General features: G+C 72.4%; 11 protein-coding genes and 8 pseudogenes. 4 read left to right on the plus strand and 15 right to left on the minus strand.

All coding sequences use genetic code 11. The annotated features are described in order from the left end of the window. Positions 1-548: 548 nt before the first annotated feature. On the plus strand, positions 549-1,298 hold the full coding sequence (locus UG55_RS11785) for a PfkB family carbohydrate kinase (RefSeq protein ID WP_066067021.1): 750 nt from the start codon (positions 549-551) through the stop codon (positions 1,296-1,298). Positions 1,299-1,346: 48 nt separating this feature from the next. After that, complete coding sequence (locus tag UG55_RS11790) at positions 1,347-1,751, plus strand: PPOX class F420-dependent oxidoreductase (protein WP_066067023.1); 405 nt, start codon at positions 1,347-1,349, stop codon at positions 1,749-1,751. Between the two features lie 699 nt (positions 1,752-2,450). On the opposite strand, the pseudogene UG55_RS35790 reads toward UG55_RS11790, so the two are convergent. The 3 pseudogenes from UG55_RS35790 to UG55_RS47040 all read right to left on the minus strand — a co-directional run. Next, positions 2,451-2,694, minus strand: a pseudogene (locus UG55_RS35790) (aldehyde dehydrogenase); the annotation flags it as partial. 1 nt (position 2,695) lies between these two features. Continuing rightward, positions 2,696-3,836, minus strand: a pseudogene (locus UG55_RS47035) (aldehyde dehydrogenase family protein); the annotation flags it as partial. Next, a pseudogene (locus UG55_RS47040) lies at positions 3,836-4,311 on the minus strand (phenazine antibiotic biosynthesis protein); the annotation flags it as partial. The pseudogenes UG55_RS47040 and UG55_RS47035, both read right to left, overlap by 1 nt. A gap of 840 nt (positions 4,312-5,151) precedes the next feature. On the opposite strand from UG55_RS47040, the gene UG55_RS27195 reads away from it, so the two are divergent. After that, positions 5,152-6,012 (plus strand): toll/interleukin-1 receptor domain-containing protein, encoded by an 861-nt coding sequence (locus UG55_RS27195; protein WP_083986696.1) that lies wholly within the window; start codon positions 5,152-5,154, stop codon positions 6,010-6,012. 80 nt (positions 6,013-6,092) lie between these two features. Continuing rightward, the gene (locus UG55_RS11810; RefSeq protein WP_066067028.1) at positions 6,093-6,563 is read left to right on the plus strand and encodes a thioesterase family protein; all 471 of its coding nucleotides are present in this window, start codon (positions 6,093-6,095) and stop codon (positions 6,561-6,563) included. Between the two features lie 570 nt (positions 6,564-7,133). Here the strand turns inward: UG55_RS11810 and UG55_RS11815 are convergent. The 12 genes and pseudogenes from UG55_RS11815 to UG55_RS47045 form a co-directional block, all read right to left on the minus strand. Next, positions 7,134-8,249: pseudogene (locus tag UG55_RS11815) on the minus strand (TerD family protein); the annotation flags it as partial. Next, a complete protein-coding gene (locus UG55_RS11820; RefSeq protein WP_066067032.1) occupies positions 8,246-8,764 on the minus strand; it encodes a hypothetical protein in 519 nt (172 codons plus the stop codon). The pseudogene UG55_RS11815 and the gene UG55_RS11820, both read right to left, overlap by 4 nt. A gap of 47 nt (positions 8,765-8,811) precedes the next feature. Further along, positions 8,812-9,183: toxic anion resistance protein (locus tag UG55_RS35805; protein ID WP_242424201.1), on the minus strand; the 372-nt coding region annotated here is incomplete at its 5' end. A gap of 1 nt (position 9,184) precedes the next feature. After that, positions 9,185-9,235: pseudogene (locus UG55_RS35810) on the minus strand (hypothetical protein); the annotation flags it as partial. Position 9,236: 1 nt separating this feature from the next. Continuing rightward, positions 9,237-9,704, minus strand: a pseudogene (locus UG55_RS35815) (toxic anion resistance protein); the annotation flags it as partial. A gap of 1 nt (position 9,705) precedes the next feature. Continuing rightward, positions 9,706-10,038 (minus strand): annotated as a pseudogene (locus UG55_RS35820) (toxic anion resistance protein); the annotation flags it as partial. A 264-nt stretch (positions 10,039-10,302) separates the two neighbouring features. After that, the gene (locus UG55_RS11830) at positions 10,303-11,052 is read right to left on the minus strand and encodes a 3'(2'),5'-bisphosphate nucleotidase CysQ (protein WP_066067036.1); all 750 of its coding nucleotides are present in this window, start codon (positions 11,050-11,052) and stop codon (positions 10,303-10,305) included. Beyond that, positions 11,049-11,515: adenylyl-sulfate kinase (gene cysC / locus UG55_RS35825; protein ID WP_242424202.1), on the minus strand; the 467-nt coding region annotated here is incomplete at its 5' end. The genes UG55_RS11830 and cysC, both read right to left, overlap by 4 nt. Before the next feature lies 1 nt (position 11,516). Next, positions 11,517-12,971: pseudogene (gene cysN / locus UG55_RS11835) on the minus strand (sulfate adenylyltransferase subunit CysN); the annotation flags it as partial. After that, positions 12,971-13,873 carry a sulfate adenylyltransferase subunit CysD gene (cysD, locus tag UG55_RS11840; RefSeq protein ID WP_066067095.1) on the minus strand — a complete coding sequence of 301 codons (903 nt, stop codon included), beginning with the start codon at positions 13,871-13,873 and terminating at the stop codon, positions 12,971-12,973. The pseudogene cysN and the gene cysD, both read right to left, overlap by 1 nt. A gap of 61 nt (positions 13,874-13,934) precedes the next feature. Beyond that, positions 13,935-14,735 carry a nitroreductase family protein gene (locus tag UG55_RS11845; protein WP_066067041.1) on the minus strand — a complete coding sequence of 267 codons (801 nt, stop codon included), beginning with the start codon at positions 14,733-14,735 and terminating at the stop codon, positions 13,935-13,937. 163 nt (positions 14,736-14,898) lie between these two features. Continuing rightward, positions 14,899-15,917, minus strand: a 1,019-nt coding sequence (locus UG55_RS47045) for a hypothetical protein (protein WP_242424203.1), incomplete at its 5' end; no start/stop codon positions are given. Positions 15,918-16,046: the final 129 nt, after the last annotated feature.

Here is a 16,046-nt window from a genome sequence, read left to right on the forward strand (position 1 = left end):
GTCCCGATCCCGCCCGCGGACACCCGGGCCGGCGACCACCCGCAGAAGTGCGACTGGCCGGGCCGCCGGCCGCCCGCAGACCTCGCCGCAACGGCGCTACCAGGGCTTTCAGAGCACCCACAGGCCCCGCAACACCCGTCGCCCACCCCCGCGCCACGGATCCGCGAGGATTCGCCGACAGCGACTGAAGAGCTTTGCGTGTCCTTCGCCCGCAGGGGTTGCGGCCCCTGCGCCACCGTGGTCGTCAAGACGTTTCGGCAGGAGACACAAGGAGCCCTTCAGGCGCGCGATCGGCACTCCCGCGCACGCACCCGAAACACCACCCACCATCGTCAGATCACCGCACGCACCCGCCCGGAACCCGCCGAGCACTCGCCCGCGCCCCGAGCAGCACCCGCACGGTTCAAGATCCACGGGAAGTGCCCGGCCTTGACGCTGGGCCGGCCCCAGCGCCAGACCCGGCGCTGACGCGCTATGAACCAGCTGACGAAGCTCGAGCTGAGCGCCATTCTTACTGGGGATGACGACATCCGCCGCCAACAGCGGCCATGCTGCCCAGGTCGGTCGGGACGCGCACAGCGATCGGGCGGATCGGGGGCGACGCGGTCGGCGCCGTCATCCGGGCGGCCCTCGCCGATGACGGGGTCGACACGTCGGGCCTCGTCACCGTCCCGGGCGCCCCGACGCCCGTCTGCGTCGTCTACACCCGGGCTGACGGGGAGAACGCCATGGTCTGGCAGGTGCCGCCCGGGTTCGCCGTCACCGCCGACGCCCTGCTCGTCACCTTCGACTCTCCCGAAGAGGTTGGACGCCTCATCTCGGCGGCCGGCGAGCGGGGCCTGCGCGTGGCGCTGAATCCGGTGCCGCTGGCGGCGGACCCGTCGGTCCTCGGCGACGTCCCGTGGGAGAAGGTCGACATCGTGGTGCCGAACGAGGTCGAGGCCCGCGCGCTGCTGCATGGGCATCGCGCCGCGGACGGGCCGGCCCACCGCCTCGCGGACGCCATCGCGGACGAGCTCGGCGTGCCCACGGTCTGCGTGACCCTCGCGGAGCGCGGCTGCGTGCTGCGCATCGGCGGGACGACCACCGCCCACCCGGCGCCGCCCGCGGACGTCGTGGACACCACGGCGGCCAGTGACGCGTTCACCGCGGTGCTCTGTGCCCGACTCATCGTCGGTGACGGCTCCGCGGCCGCCGTCCGCGAGGCGCAGCGGGCGGCTGCTCTCACCGTCGCCCGTCCCGGGTCGTACGAGGCGCTGCCGACCGCGGCCGAGCTGCGCGGCGGTCCGGGAATATGAAATCCAGGTACTTGCCATGAAGTGCGGTTGAGGTAGCAGGATCGGCGCATGATCTTCACCGATGCCGAACTGGGATATCTCGCCGGCCAGCGACTCGGGCGGCTGGCCACGGTCGCGCCGGACGGCACACCCCAGAACAGTCCGGTCAGCTTCCGGCATAATCCCGACACTGACACTATCGACATCCACGGGTTCAAACTGGGCGCCAGCCGGAAGTTCCGGAACGTCGCGGCCACCCGGGTGGTGTCCTTTGTCGTCGACGACGTCGTTTCCGTCGATCCGTGGCGGGTGCGCGGCCTGGAGATCCGCGGGGAGGCCTCCGCCCTGGCTGGCGAGGAACCGCCGGCCAGTTACCTGAGCCCGGAGGTCATACGAATTCACCCACGCCGGATCATCAGCTGGGGAATAGCGGCCGAGGAGGCGGGACTGCGGGCCCGCGACATCTCGGCCTGATTAGTTTCCGACCGCTCCGGGTATCCCGGACCAGCAATGCCTGCCGGAACTTCCTCGATGCATTGGCGCACTGGCGCCGGAGGGAGCACAGATGGCGCACCGAACAGACAATTCGCTCCGAAAGGGCCGGCCGGTCCGGCTGTTGATCGCCACCGCGGCGCTGGGTTCAGTACTGTCCGCGGCTCCCGCCCAGGCGGCGCTGGCGGCGCCCTCAACGTCGCCACCGACCCACAGCCCCGGCAACAGCAACAGCGGTGGCAGCGGAAACTGGAGTGGCGGCGGCAGTGGTGGCAGTGGCAGTGGGGGCAGTGGCGGCGGCGGTAACTGGAGTGGTGGCAGTGGCGGCGGGAGCAGTGGCGGCGGCGGTAACTGGAACAACGGTGGCGGCAAGGGCGGCGGCAAGGGCGGCGGGTCCGGGCACGGACACAAGCAGCGCTGCTTCTGGCGCCACGTAAGCGGCCACTGGGTCTGGTCGAACGGCCATCGACACTGGGTTCCGCCGCGGTCCGTCTGGGTCTGCCGCTGGTAGTTCCGGTTGGCGGTTGCCGGTTGGCGGTAGCCGGTAACCGCCGGCGTGCCGGTAACCGCCGGCGGGACCAGCGGCAGATGTCGGGTCGGCGGGGCGGCCAGCGCACTTTGGCTCGCCCCGCCGACCCATCCGGTGCGGTCTCCCCGATTTTCGGGTGCGGTCTCCCGGGCTCAGTCCCGGACGACGGCTTTGCTTTCCATGAGGAAGTCCGCGAGATAGCCGTCGTGCGGAACGCCGACCGCCATCCAGACGGTGGGCTGGTCACCCAGATAGACGTTTCGGATGGTCGGCTCGTTCAGCAGGTCGTCGATGAGCTGGCCGTCCCGCGTCAGCACGGTGAGCACCAGGGAGTCACGCAGCGGAGCGATTCCCGCGGCCCGGGTCCACGGCGCGATCCACACGCAGGGAAAGGCCNGTTCCACACCTGCCTGCGGGGCGGTCGGTGAGTCCAGCTCGTGGACGGCGGGGCGCAGCACCGCGCTGCCGTCGCCGAGGTCGTCGACGATGCCGTCGCCGCCGAGCCAGGCCCGGGTGCCCACGGCACGTCGGGCCAGGTGAGCCTCGACGGCCCGGGCGCCGGGCAATGTCTGGACCGGGAGGGCCGCCGCGTCGTCCTCGGGAGGCAGGCTGGGCAGCCGGGCCAGCCGGTCGGCGACGGCTTCGGCCAGCGGCGCCGGATCACCCTCGACGAACACCGCGGTGGCGTTGATGCAGCCGGTGCCGCCGCCACGGGCGACGGAGTCGACGATGACGTCCAGATGGTCCCGCCAGTCGGTGTCGGCCGTGATGAGGATCTTCGACCGGCCGGGGCCCTGGGGCAGGATGCTGCGGTCGGAGCCGAACCGGCTCACCACCCCGTCACCGCCGTAGACCAGCCCGAGGTCCGCCGCGCGCAGGATGGCCTCGGCTCCGGCGTGATCGGTGGGCAGCAGCGCGGCCTGCTCGTTCGCGGCGCCGGCGAGCCGCAGCGCGGTGATGAGCCGGTGCGGGGTGAACGGGTCACGGCGGGACGGGCGCACGGCGACCCGATAGCCCAGCGTGAGTGCCTCCGGCCAGAGGGCGTGCGTGCCCGGATGGTTGCCCGCGGCGTGCACCGCGAACACCTCACCGCGCCGCGCCCAGACCGCGCGCCCGGACCGGGTCGACGGGTCACGCCAGTCGCTGGCCGTCCCCAGCGGGCAGGCCCGCTGGACGCTGTCACAGGCCCGGGTGATCCACTCCATGATGGTGGCGGTGGACGTCCGGACGGTGGAGATCGGCAGGCCGCCGACCCGGCTGACCAACCGCTGGTAGTCCCCGACCGACAGCCCGTCGAGGGTGGCCGTCCCGAAGAGCCGGGCCGCGCCGGCCAGCACCTGCATCCAGGCGTCGGCGGGCAGGCCGCGGGCGGCCCGCATCCGGCTGACGGCGCGGCGGGCGAACAGCGGCGGGACGAGGCTGAGCCGGGCCGCCTGCTGCCCGCTCACGTCGGTGACCAGGAGCTGGTTCCGGCCGCGGAACTCGCCGTCGGGGCCGAGGGCGGCCAGTTCGACCGGGGCCGCGAGGGTGGCCGACATCAGTACACCCCTTCGATCACGGTCTCGTTCTCGAAGCTGGCGACCGGGGCGACGTCGGCGACCGCGTCACCGACGTCGCCGTCGAGCGATCTGACCCGGGTCGCGGTGTCGCGTTCGAGGTTGTTCGGCAGCAGGAACGACCGGCTGACATGGCTGACCAGCACCTGGCCGCGCTCCCCGTAGTCGACGGGCGCGCCGGTCTGCGGATCGACGACGTCGAAGGTGATGTACGGGGAGTACGGGTCGAAGATGCAGGGCGCCTGCGCGGGCAGCCCGGGTCGCTGCGACGCGCTGCCGAGGAACATCGTGCTGCCGTACTGGCCGAAGAAGAGCGCCCGCGGGAACACCTGGGTTCGCAGGATGTCGAGGGTGTCGGGGTCCAGGTGGGCGCCGGCCCACATGATGGCGCGCACCTTCTCGTTCACCAGGTCGACCAGGTCCTCGCGCCCGGCCAGCCGCTCCAGCAGCGGCGGGGNGATGTTGAGGACGCCGATCTCCTGCCGGCGCAGGATGTCGGCGGCCTGGTCGATGATGTGTTCGGCGTAGGCCTCCGCGTCCGCGGCCCGGTTCTGGCTGAGGAGCTTCTTGACCCAGCGCGGGTCCAGATCGACGGTGAACGCGTACCGGCCGTGCCGGGCGGTGATCTCGCGGAGGAACGCTCCGATGAGGTGCGGCCCCGAGGGAACGACGCCCAGCCAGTTGAGGCCACGCGGGACGCCGTGCCGGTCGAGACCGCTCGCGACCACGTCCAGGATGCGATCCATCCAGTCCCGCATGACGAGCACCCGCTTCGGTGCGCCGGTGGTGCCGCCGCTCTCGTAGAACCCGACCACGTCGGGGTGGTCGCCGTAGCCCTTCGGGACGAGGTCCTCCGCCCGCACGTCGCGCAGATGGGGAAGCACGTTCGGAAACCGCCGGAGGTCGCGGTGGGTCCGGATCTCCGTCCGCGGGTCGAAGCCGAGGGTGTCGGCCTGCCGCAGCCAGAAGGGGCAACCCGTCTCGGGGCTGAAGTGCCATTGCATCGCGGCCCGGACGAACTCGTCCGGATCGGGCCGGGCGTCGAACGGCAGGTCCAGGGCCTTGTCGGCGAGCAGCGGCATGGGGTCTCCCTCGGGTCGAGGTCCGCGGCGGGGGATGTCGGCGCGCGCACGGGGGCCGGGCGCCCTCGCGCCGCCGGGGAGCGCGCGAAGGCTCGCGACATCCCGCGATGCTCGGATGATTCCCGGTGACGGAACGCCGACACTGCCACCTTCCAACCGGAAGCGCCGCCGCCCCGGTGACCGCACTAGGATCAAATCCCGACGGGAGGGCAGGAATGGGCCGCGGCGAGGATTCCCTGACCGCGCGGGAGCTGGAGGCGCTCGCGAACGCCTTCTCCGCTCCTGTGCCGGCACGGCAGCTGCTCGGCGCCGCCGGCATCGCCCCCAGCCGGGTGCCCGGCTGGCAGGCGGGGTCATCGCTGGCCTTCTGGCATGAGGTGGACGCGCTGCTGGAGGCGGGCATCCTGCCCGACGGCCGCCATCGCCTGCTCACCGAGGCCGCCCGGGTGTTCCCCGCGAACCCGGCCTGGTCCGCGTGGGGAACCGCCTCCTCGGCGGCCGCGCGCGCACCGCGGGCCGCGGAGCCCGGCACCACCGGCACCACCGGCACCACCGGCACCCACGCCGCCTCCACGGACCAGGAAGAACGACGCGACGACGCCGAACCGGCGGCGGGCGAGGCGGAGCGGTGGGACTTCCACGTGTCGTACGCCGACGCGGACGAAGACTGGGCCGCCTGGGTCGCCTTCATACTGGATTCGGCCGGCTACCAAGTGCACCTGAGAGCGCGGGAGACGGTCGCCGGGGCCCGGCCGATACATCTGCTGGAGCAGGCGATCCAGCGCTCGGTGCGGACCATCGCCGTGCTTTCCCCCAGCTACGTGGACTCGGCGGCGGTCCAGGTCCAGTGGCAGGCCGCCTGGGAGTCCGATCCGCAGGGCATCAGACGGCTCCTGCTCCCGGTGCGGGTCAGGGAGGTGCGGCCGCCGACGCTGCTGCGCGGGATCAACTACATCGACCTCGTCGGGCTCGACGTGGCGGCGGCCGAGCGGAAACTGCTCGACGAGGTCGAGGCCGCACTGGTTGGCCGCCGGCACCGCCCCACGACCCCACCCCCGTACCCGGGCCACCGCTGAGCCCTCCGCCGCCGCCCGCTCACAGCGAGACGCACGCCACGCCGCGCCGCCCGGGCCCGCCCACCGCGGTAGAAGGAGTCGTGGGCGCGAAATACGATCCGGCGCGGGCCGAGCTGACGAACTACCCGTTCGTCCTGACGATGCAGCCGCGCTTCGGTGACATGGACAGTCTCGGCCATGTCAACAACGTGGCCATCGCGGCCATGTTCGAGGAGGCCCGGGTCGCGATGAACCGGGAGCTGCTCGGTGCCAGCCATGTGGCGCTGCCGCAGGACGAACGGCCGCTCCCGGTCGTGGCGGCCCGGGTGGAGATCAACTACCTGGGCGAGGTCCGCTACCCCGGCTCCTACGAGGTCGGGGTCGGCATCGGCCGACTCGGCTCCAGCTCGATCGTGCAGGTCTGCGGGCTGTTCGAGGCCGGTGTCTGCCTGGCCCTGTGCGACACGGTGCTGGTGCACCGAGGGCCGACCGGCCCCGCCCCGGTGCCCGGGCAGGTGCGCGAGCTTCTGCTGACCAGGACCTTCCCCGCCAAGGCTGGCGTCACCGCCTGACCCGGCCGCGGGTCAGGCCGCGTCCCGCGGGACGGTGCCGTCGGCGCTCCACTCCAGCGACCAGCCGTAGCGTTCGGCGGCGTCCGCCTGGGTTCCCTCCAGGAAGTCGTTCTCCCGGCGGATCACCAGGTCGTCCCCGACCACGTGGAACGACACCGCCACGCACGTGCGGGTGTTCACGGGCGCGTTCCCGAGCCGGATGGTGAGCTGCTCACCGTTCCGCGCCGCCACGACGACGACCGGGCGCAGCAGATCCCACTCGGGCGCGCGGTGCAGACCGTAGGCGAAGACGAAGAACCGTTTGAAGGTCGAGAGGGTGCCCAGGTCGACGAAGATCGTCTGGGCGTCCCGCTCGTCCCGCCCCACCAGGCGCAGGGTCTGGCGCCCCGCCCGCCCGGTACCGGTGGGCGAGCCGCCGTGCTGCTGGATCACGCCCGCCGCGCCGTCCAGGGCCTGCCACAGGCAGCCGAAGTGGATGTTGCTGGGACGAGGCAGGCCGCTGCGGGTCGTCAGCGGGGTCCAGTGCAGTGAGACGGTCATAGCACCGGTCCCGCGCTGCTCGCCCGTCCNGATCGTGGCCGGATGGTTGTCGTCCAGCGTCGTGACGTGCTCGTGGCGCTGCCGGTAACGCGAGGATCGCCGACTCGCCTCGACGGCGGCCGGCCGCGAGTCCACGTCAGCCCGGCCGAGGTCCAGGGGGGAGGACGCGGCCTCCCGCGGTGCGGTCGGAGCGGCTGACGCGGCTGACGCGGCTGACGCGGCCGGTGCGACCCCTGGGGCTGGCCCCGGCACCCGCGGCGGAGCGAGCGGCGGCGGAGCCAACGGCGGCTGGGCGGGTCTGGGCGGGGGCTTCGGCGCCCCGGGCGCCGTGGCGGGAGCGGTGGCGGCACCGCGGGACGACGCGGCCGGAGATGCCGGCCTGGCCGCCAGTGCCGGTGCCGCCGGTGCCGGTGCCGCCGGTGCCGGTGCCGCCGGTGCCGCCGGCCGGGTTTCCGCCCGCAGGTGGTCGGCTACCTTCCGCCGGGTCCTGGTCGGGGAGAGACGGGCCACCCATGAGGCCACATCGGCGGGCCGGGCCACCGGTGGGCCAGCGGTCAGAACCCTGTCCGCCGGGACGCCGGCCAGCCCCGGCAGTCCGTTCGCGTAGCCCTCGCCGACCGCCCGGAACTTCCACCCGGCCGGGTGTCGGTACAGCTCTCCGAAGACAAGAGCCGTCTCGTAGCCGGTCTCCACCTCGAAGGTGCAGCCGGCGACCTCCCGGCCGTCGGCGGCGTCGTACAGCCGGACGTAGCCGTGGGGTGCCGCTCGGAAGCTCTGGCCGCGGCCGGCGGCGGCATAGATCGCGGCCGCGAACTGCACCCGGGAGACGTGCGCGGGCACCGCGTCGAGCGTGACGACGACCTCCTCCGCGCCGCCGCCCGCCTCGGGCGGCGGGGAGGTCGCGGCGATCCCCTCCGTGGGGTTCGGCACCTGCCCGGTGAGCAGGAGCAGCGGGTTGCTCTCCGCCTCGTCGACGAGCACGAGCACGCCGTCCACCTCGGGAGCCCGACCGCCCCGACCGCCCTGGCTGCCCGGACCTGTCGGGCCAGCCGGGCCGCTCCAGCCGGTCACGACCCGCACCCGCTCGATGCCCGGCGCCTCCTCGACCAGCAGCACGTTGCCGCCGCGGGACAGGATGGCCGTCATGTGTCGAGGTCGGAGCGACGGAACTTGGCTTCCAGAAAACGCGCCTGGATCGCCAGTTTCGCAGCATCCCCGGTGTAGACGGAGTCCTGGAGCTCGTGCGCGCCTTCGTCGAGGAACTGCAGCTGGCGCACCAGGTCCTCGGCCGGGGTCGTGCCGGTGACGCCCGGGCGGTCGGCGTACTGGGGCGGCAGCGCCACGAAGTCGGCCAGCGCCCGCGGCAGGTACTCCCGGATGATCGCGGTCAGATACCGCAGCTCCTCCTCGCTCGCGGGGCGCGTTTCCAGGTAACCCAGCAGGGGCCGCAGGACGTCGTCGATGTCCCGCACGGTCGGCACCGCTCCCGGCGGCAGCCGGCCGCCGTCGGCGTTCGCGCCGGTGACGATCCCCGCGAGCTCCGCCCGCAGCTGGGCTGTCTGGGTCGTCCGGGGCGTCCGCGTCGTCTCGCCGGCGGCGGGCGTGCCCCCGTCGCCGGCGGAGTCGTCGTCGGCCCGCCCGCCCCGCCACCGGAAGATCATGCGTCCGGCCTCGGGCCCGGGCCGGTGGGCCGTCGGGCGGGCACCCGTCAGCCCTCGCCGGCGTGGGCCCGCTCCAGATATGCCTTGGAGCGGCCGACCTGCGTCTCCAGCGCGGAGACGGTGGTCGCGAGGCTTTCCACCGCCTTCACCTTGTACGTGTCGATGGCGTCCATCGTCGCGAAGACGTTGTCGAATGCCTTCTGCAGAGCCTCGACGTCCACCGTGCTGGAAGAGGCCTGTTCCTGGATGCGTCCGGACTGCTGGCGCAGCAGCTCACTCGTCGAAACGATCATGTTGCTGGTGGTCGCGTTGAGCGCGGTGATCTGGTCGAGCACCAGTTTCTGGTTCGCCAGCGCCTGGGCCACGATCACCGCGGTGCGCAGAGCCGCGACGGTGGTCGTCTGGGCCCGGTCGACGCCNTTGATCAGCTCGATGTTGTTCTTGCGGACGAGGTCGAGCGCCAGGTAGCCCNGCACGCTCACCGCCAGCTGGGTGAGCAGGTCCTGCTGGCGCTGGCGGATGGGGAACAGCGCGTCGGAGGTGAGCGCGTCCGCCGCCGCCGGGTCGGTGGCCCGCAGCCGGTCGATCCGGGCCGTCACGGCCTCGTCGAGGGCCCGGGCCAGGGTCGCGTACTCGGTGATCTTGCCCATCGCGGCCCAGAGCGTGGCCTTCTCGTGCTCGATGGCGGCGTTGTCCTTGCGCAGCTCGTCCTGACCCGAGTCAAGCGCGCCGATGATGGCGTCGAGCTGCTTCTGCGCCGACTGGTACCGCTGGAAGTAGCGCGTGAGCCGGTTCCCCAGCGGCACCACGCCCAGCAGCTTGCGCGCCCCCTTCAGGTCCGCCTTCCCCGGGTCGAGGTCGGTGACGGTCTGGCGCAGCTCGAGGAGTGTGCCCGCGACCCGCGACTGGGCGTCCGAACCGCCGCGGCCCCGGCCAGCCCNCAGCGCGGCCGCCGGGCGGTCGAGCATGCGGCTGGACACCCGGGCGCTGGCCACGATCTCCCGCTCGCCCATGCGCACGATGTCGTCGATCTTGCTCTGGAAGGCGGGGCTGCGCGGGTCCTGGGCGGCGAGGTCGTCCGCGAAGGCCGCGGCACGCACCCGCAGCGCCGTTCGGGTCGCCTCGTCGAGCGGGACCATGCTGTCCACCTGGTCGTCGGCCACCACAGGCACCGGCGCGGGTGGAACGAGCTCCAGGGCGCCACCCGGCACTCCGGGGGAGGCGGTGCCCACCCCCGGAGGCGGTGAACCGCCCAGGTCCAACGAGTTCGACATGGCGTCCCNTTCCCGACATCCGCCGGGCAGGAGCCCTGCTCGGCCGGCGTGGCCCCGTCACCTGGGCCGCCCGAAGTGTCTGCCACTTTCGACCCTACGCGAAATGCCTTGTCGACCAGCGGACTGCCCGAGCTCCTCAGCTGACGCGGTACCCCTCGGGACCAGGCGGTACCCCTCAGGTGAGGCGGCGCTCGTCCGCCCGGTCGTGGGGACGGATCTCCGACAGCCGGCCAGCGCGTCACGCCACCGCCACCGCCGCCCGGGTTACTGGTCACGCAGGGCGGCGAGCACCTCCTCGGCCAGCTCGGGACGGCAGATCAGCAGGTCCGGCAGGTAGGGGTTGGCTTCGTTGTAGCGCAGCGGCGATCCGTCGAGCCGCGAGGTGTGCAGACCGGCGGCGGCGGCGACCGCCACCGGCGCGGCCGAATCCCACTCGTACTGGCCGCCCGAGTGGGCGTAGACATCCGCCTCCCCGCGGACGACCGCCATCGCCTTGGCGCCGGCCGAGCCCATCGGCAGGAGGGTGCCGTCCAGCCGGCCCAGCAGGTGATCGACGCAGGCCGGCGGACGGGTGCGGGACACCACCAGACGAACCGGGCCGGGCACCCGCGGCGGGACCACCGGCGGCTCACCCGTGTGCAGCACCAGGCCGCTGGCGGGGAGCGCGACGGCACCGATGGTCGCCACCCCGCGCACGGCGAGCGCGACGTGGACGGCCCAGTCCTCGCGGGGCGGTTCGCCGTACTCGCGGGTGCCGTCGAGTGGGTCGATGATCCAGACCCGCTCCCGCTGGAGGCGGACGAGGTCGTCCGCGCTCTCCTCGGAGAGGACGGCGTCCCGCGGCCGGGCCCGCGCCAGCCGTTCGAGCAGCAGCTCGTTGGACTGTCGGTCGCCCTCCGCGCCCCCCTGATCGCGGATGGCGACCAGATGGCGGCCCGCGGCGGCGGCCAGCGTGGCCGCGAGGGTGTGGTCGTCCGTGCCGAGCGCCTCGGCGGGCACGGTGCCGGCGGTCATGACGCCTCGGGCGGGGTGAGCACGCCGGCCTGGCGCAGGTACTCGACCACCGCTTCGGCGGAGGCCTCGGCGGAGACGGTTCCGCTGGCGTCCAGATGGATCTCCGCGCGCTCGGGGGGCTCGTAGGGCGAGTCGATGCCGGTGAAGTTCCGCAGGTCGCCGCGGCGGGCCTTGGCGTAGAGGCCCTTGCGGTCCCGGGCCTCGGCGACGGCCAGCGGCACGTCCACGAAGACCTCGATGAACTCACCGTCGGCGAGCAGGTCGCGGGCCATCCGCCGCTCGGCGCGGAACGGGGAGATGAACGAGGCCAGGACGATGGTGCCGGCGTCGACCATGAGCTTCGCGACCTCGGCGACCCGGCGGATGTTCTCGACCCGGTCGGCGTCGGTGAAGCCCAGGTCCTTGTTGAGCCCGTGCCGGACATTGTCGCCGTCCAGCAGGTAGGTGTGGAAACCCTGGTCGTNCAGGCGCTTCTCCACCAGGTTGGCGATCGTCGACTTCCCGGCGCCGGAAAGGCCGGTGAACCACAGCAGGGCGGGCCGCTGCCCCTTCTGCCGGGCACGGGCCGTCTTGTCGACCTCGACGGCCTGCCAGTGGACGTTGTCGGCCCGGCGCAGCGCGAAGTGCAGCAGCCCGGCGGCCACGGTGCCGCGGGTGAACCGGTCGATGATGATGAACCCGCCGGTGTCCCGGTTCGCGGCGTAGGGGTCGAACGGGATCTGCCGGTCGAGGTTGATGTTGGCCACGCCGATCTCGTTGAGATCGAGCGTGCGGGCGGCGGTGTGTTCCAGGGTGTTGACGTTGACCTTGTACTTGGGCTGGGCGATCGTCACGCCGACGGTCCGGGCGCCGATCTTGAGCAGGTAGGGCCGGCCGGGGAGCATCGGCTCCTCGCCCATCCAGACGATGTGCGCCTCGAACTGGTCGGCGATGCCCGGCGGCTCGGCGGCGGTGGCGATGATGTCGCCGCGGCTGACGTCGATCTCGTCAGTGAGGGTGAGGGTGACCGACTGGCCGGCGACGGCTTCGTCGAGGTCGCCGTCGGCGGTGACGATCCGTCCCACGGTGCTCTCCTGCCCCGTGGGCAGGACCCGCACCCGGTCACCGGGGCGGACGCTGCCGCCGGCGATCTGGCCGGAGAAGCCGCGGAAGTCCAGGTTCGGCCGGTTGACCCACTGCACCGGCAGCCGGAACGGCCCGGTGTGCACCTCGTCGGCGATCTCGACGGACTCCAGGTGACCGACCAGCGTGGGACCGCTGTACCAGGGCGTGCGCGGGCTGGGCTCGGTGATGTTGTCCCCGCGCAGCGCCGACATCGGGATGCACACGATGTCGGTGAGACCGATCTCGGCGGCGAACGCCCGGTAGTCCGCCTCGATCGCGTTGAAGACGTCCTGCGAGTAGTCGACCAGGTCGAGCTTGTTCACCGCCAGGACGATGTCGCGGATCCCGAGCAGCGACACGAGATAGCTGTGCCGGCGGGTCTGGGTCAGCACGCCCTTGCGCGCGTCGATGAGAATCACGGCCAGGTCGGCGGTGGACGCGCCGGTCACCATGTTCCGGGTGTACTGCTCGTGCCCCGGGGTGTCGGCGACGATGAACTTGCGCCGCTCGGTGGAGAAGAAGCGGTAGGCGACGTCGATCGTGATGCCCTGTTCGCGTTCCGCGGCCAGGCCGTCGACCAGCAGCGCGAAATCGAGCCCGTCGCCCTGGGTGCCGACCTTCTTAGAGTCGCTCTCCAGCGCGGCGAGATGGTCGGAGAAAACCAGCTTCGAATCGTAGAGCAGCCGGCCGATAAGCGTGCTCTTCCCGTCGTCGACGCTGCCGCAGGTGATGAACCGCAGCATCGACTTGTGCTCGTGCAGCGAAAGGTACTTCTCGATGTCGTCCGCGACGAGATCGGTGGTCGCGTGGGCCATCAGAAGTACCCCTCCTGCTTCTTCTTCTCCATCGACCCGGACGAGTCATGGTCGATCACCCGGCCCTGCCGCTCCGAGCTCGTCGTCAGCAGCATCTCCTGGATGATCTCCGGCAGGGTCGCGGCGGTACTCTCCACCGCCCCGGTCAACGGGTAGCAGCCCAGCGTGCGGAACCGCACACTGCGCTGGGCGGGGATCTCGCCCGGCGCCAGTGGCATGCGGTCGTCGTCAACCATGATCAGTGCGCCGTCACGCTCCACCACCGGGCGCGGCGCGGCGAAGTACAGCGGCACGATCGGGATCCGCTCCCGGTGGATGTACTGCCACACGTCCAGCTCGGTCCAGTTCGACAGCGGGAACACCCGCACGTTCTGCCCCGGCGCCCGGCTGACGTTGTACAGCCGCCACAGTTCGGGGCGCTGCGACTTCGGGTCCCACCGGTGTGCCGCCGAGCGGATCGAGAAAATCCGCTCCTTCGCCCGCGACTTCTCCTCGTCACGGCGGGCCCCGCCGAACGCCAGATCGAAACCGTGCAGGTCGAGGGCCTGCTTCAGGCCCTCGGTCTTCCACATGTCCGTATGCGTCGCGGAGCCGTGGTCGAACGGGTTGATCCCCCGCTCCACGCACTCCGGATTCCGGTGGACGAGAAGATCCACCCCGAGCTCCGCCACGGCCTTGTCCCGGAACTCGTACATGGCGCGGAACTTCCACGTGGTGTCCACGTGCAGCAGCGGAAAGGGCGGGCGGGACGGGTAGAACGCCTTCATCGCCAGGTGGAGCAGCACCGAACTGTCCTTGCCCACCGAGTACAGCATCACCGGCCGCTCGCTCTCGGCCACCGCCTCGCGGAAGATCTGGATGCTCTCCGCCTCCAGACGCTGCAGATGTGTCAGTCGGCCCATGCCGGGGCTGCCCTTCTCGTTCGGGTGGATCCCACCGTTCGCGGTCCCGTCATCCACGGCGTCATGGCCTCGGCCTTCCGTCACCGGGGGCGGCCGTGCCCGCCCTGGGCGGCCCGGCCGCGGTGAACGCGGTGCCGGGCGGGTCGAGCGCCCACCCCGCGGGGGTGCCCCATTCCTCCTCGTACACCAGCTCCGCCATCGGGCGCCGGCGCACCGGGCCATGCCGCCCCGCCGGCCTGCCCAGCGTTATGGTGCCGGCGAGGAACGTGCCGTCGGGCACCCCCAGCAGCTGGCGGAGCTCGGCGTCCACCGCGAAGTTCCAGCCGGTGAACGCGCCACCATACCCGAGCGCCCGGGCCGCGAGCAGGATGTTCTGGCAGGCCGGGTAGACGGACGCGCCTTCGGACGGCGTCGGATCCCGGTAGCGCACCAGGCAGGGCAGGATCAGCACCGGTATCCGCTCGAAGTCGTCGACGAACCGCTGCATCGCGCGGGCCGTGCGGGCCTTCGGTGAATCCGCCAGCGCCCCGGAGCCGCCGTCGTAGCCGTCGGCGCGGCGCTTGCCGTCCCAGACCCGCCGGGCGGCCTGCCCGATCAGGGCCTTCGCCGCGGCGGCCTTCGGCCCGTCCGTCAGCACGATGAAACGGAAAGGCTGTCGGTTGGAGCCGCTCGGCGCCCGGGTGGCCGCGAAGAGCACGGCGCGCAGTACCTCCCGGGGCACCGGCTCGTCGGTGTAACGGCGGATGGCCCGCGTCGTCGTCAGGCCTTCCAGCAGGCCCACGGTGTCGGCCGGCAGTGGTGTCGCCGCGAGCACCGCGGGCACCGCCGCGGCCGGTGACGCCGGCGTCGCACCCGTGGTCATGGCCCCGACCGACCCGTCCGCTTCCGATGCATCCGTCCATCCTCCCGCCGGTGGGCCGCCCGCGCGCGACTCGCCGCTGTCAGGACGCAACCATGGGCAGGCGCCTTCATACCCCCGTCATCGGTGTGTGCTCCGACACGGTGCGGTCCGCGCGGGTTCCACCTCACAGCCAGATGATCTTGTCGCGCATGGTGGAGCGCTCCAGCATTCCGTAGGTCTCCTGGCCGTCCCAGCGGTAGCGCACCGCACCCTGGTAGAGGACCGGGAAGTTCGGCATCTCCGGCCGCACGGTGACGTCGAACGTCGACAGCGCGGTCTCGCCCTCGATGGTGGTCCGGCCGAGCTCGGAGTCCAACACCACCGAGACGTCCTCGCCGGCCGGCTGGAGCACACCGAGCCAGGGCGCCCGCACCACCCTGGCCGGAATGAGCGGGCCGGCGCCGGTGTAGAGGAAACCCTCGTTGAACGTCGGCTCGCCGTCCGCCCGGGGAGGGTAGGCGATGTAGCCGAACGCCCGGCCGTCCGGGAAGACCGCCGACTGCCAGCAGTGCCCCCAGAAGCCGGCGAGCTCCCGGACCCCCTGGCGACGGATCCGCAGCCCGCTGCCGGTGAACGTGTGCTCCTCCGCACCCACCCGCAGCGTCCCCACCGCCCGGAAGAGCTGCTCATAGCGCGCGCCACCCATGAGCCCGCCCTCGACGGAGGTGGCGAGGCGCTCGGCCGCCTCCGGCAGCAACGAGCCCTGGATCCACGGCGGCACCGCCATCGTGGCCTCCACGTGGAACTCGACATCCACCGGCGGGCCGCCGGGCCGGCCGGCGATGAGCGCCCGCGTCGAGGTCTCGGTCGCCGTGCCCTCGAAGGCCACACTCCAGGAACGGAACGGCTCGACGCAGCGGAAGGCCAGGGGCCCGGTGCCGAGAACCCTCGGACGGCCCGCCTCGTCCAGCGGGGACCACGATTTCCCGGTCTCCCGGAGGCGGTAGACGCGGCCGTCGGCGAGGACGACGTTGAGCTGGTACTGGTGCGACTCCCAGGACGACGCGACGGCCTCGATCCCGATCCGCGGCAGCGCGAGCTCACCGCGGTCGTCGCAGATCCACATGCTGACCGAATCGCGCATGTCCGGGTTCTCCGGACGCTCGGCGAACACGTGCTCGCGGGTGGGTTCCAGGCCGCCGGNCAGGTCGGCTCCACCCCTGGGAGCAGCGGGGTGAGGAGGGTCAGCGGGGTCAGTGGGGTCAGCGGTCACGGCAGTGATCCCTTCGGCGCGGCGCAGACAGGGCAGCGGGGGGCAGAGCAGCGGCGGGA

The organism is Frankia sp. EI5c (assembly GCF_001636565.1).
Lineage (GTDB): Bacteria > Actinomycetota > Actinomycetes > Frankiales > Frankiaceae > Parafrankia.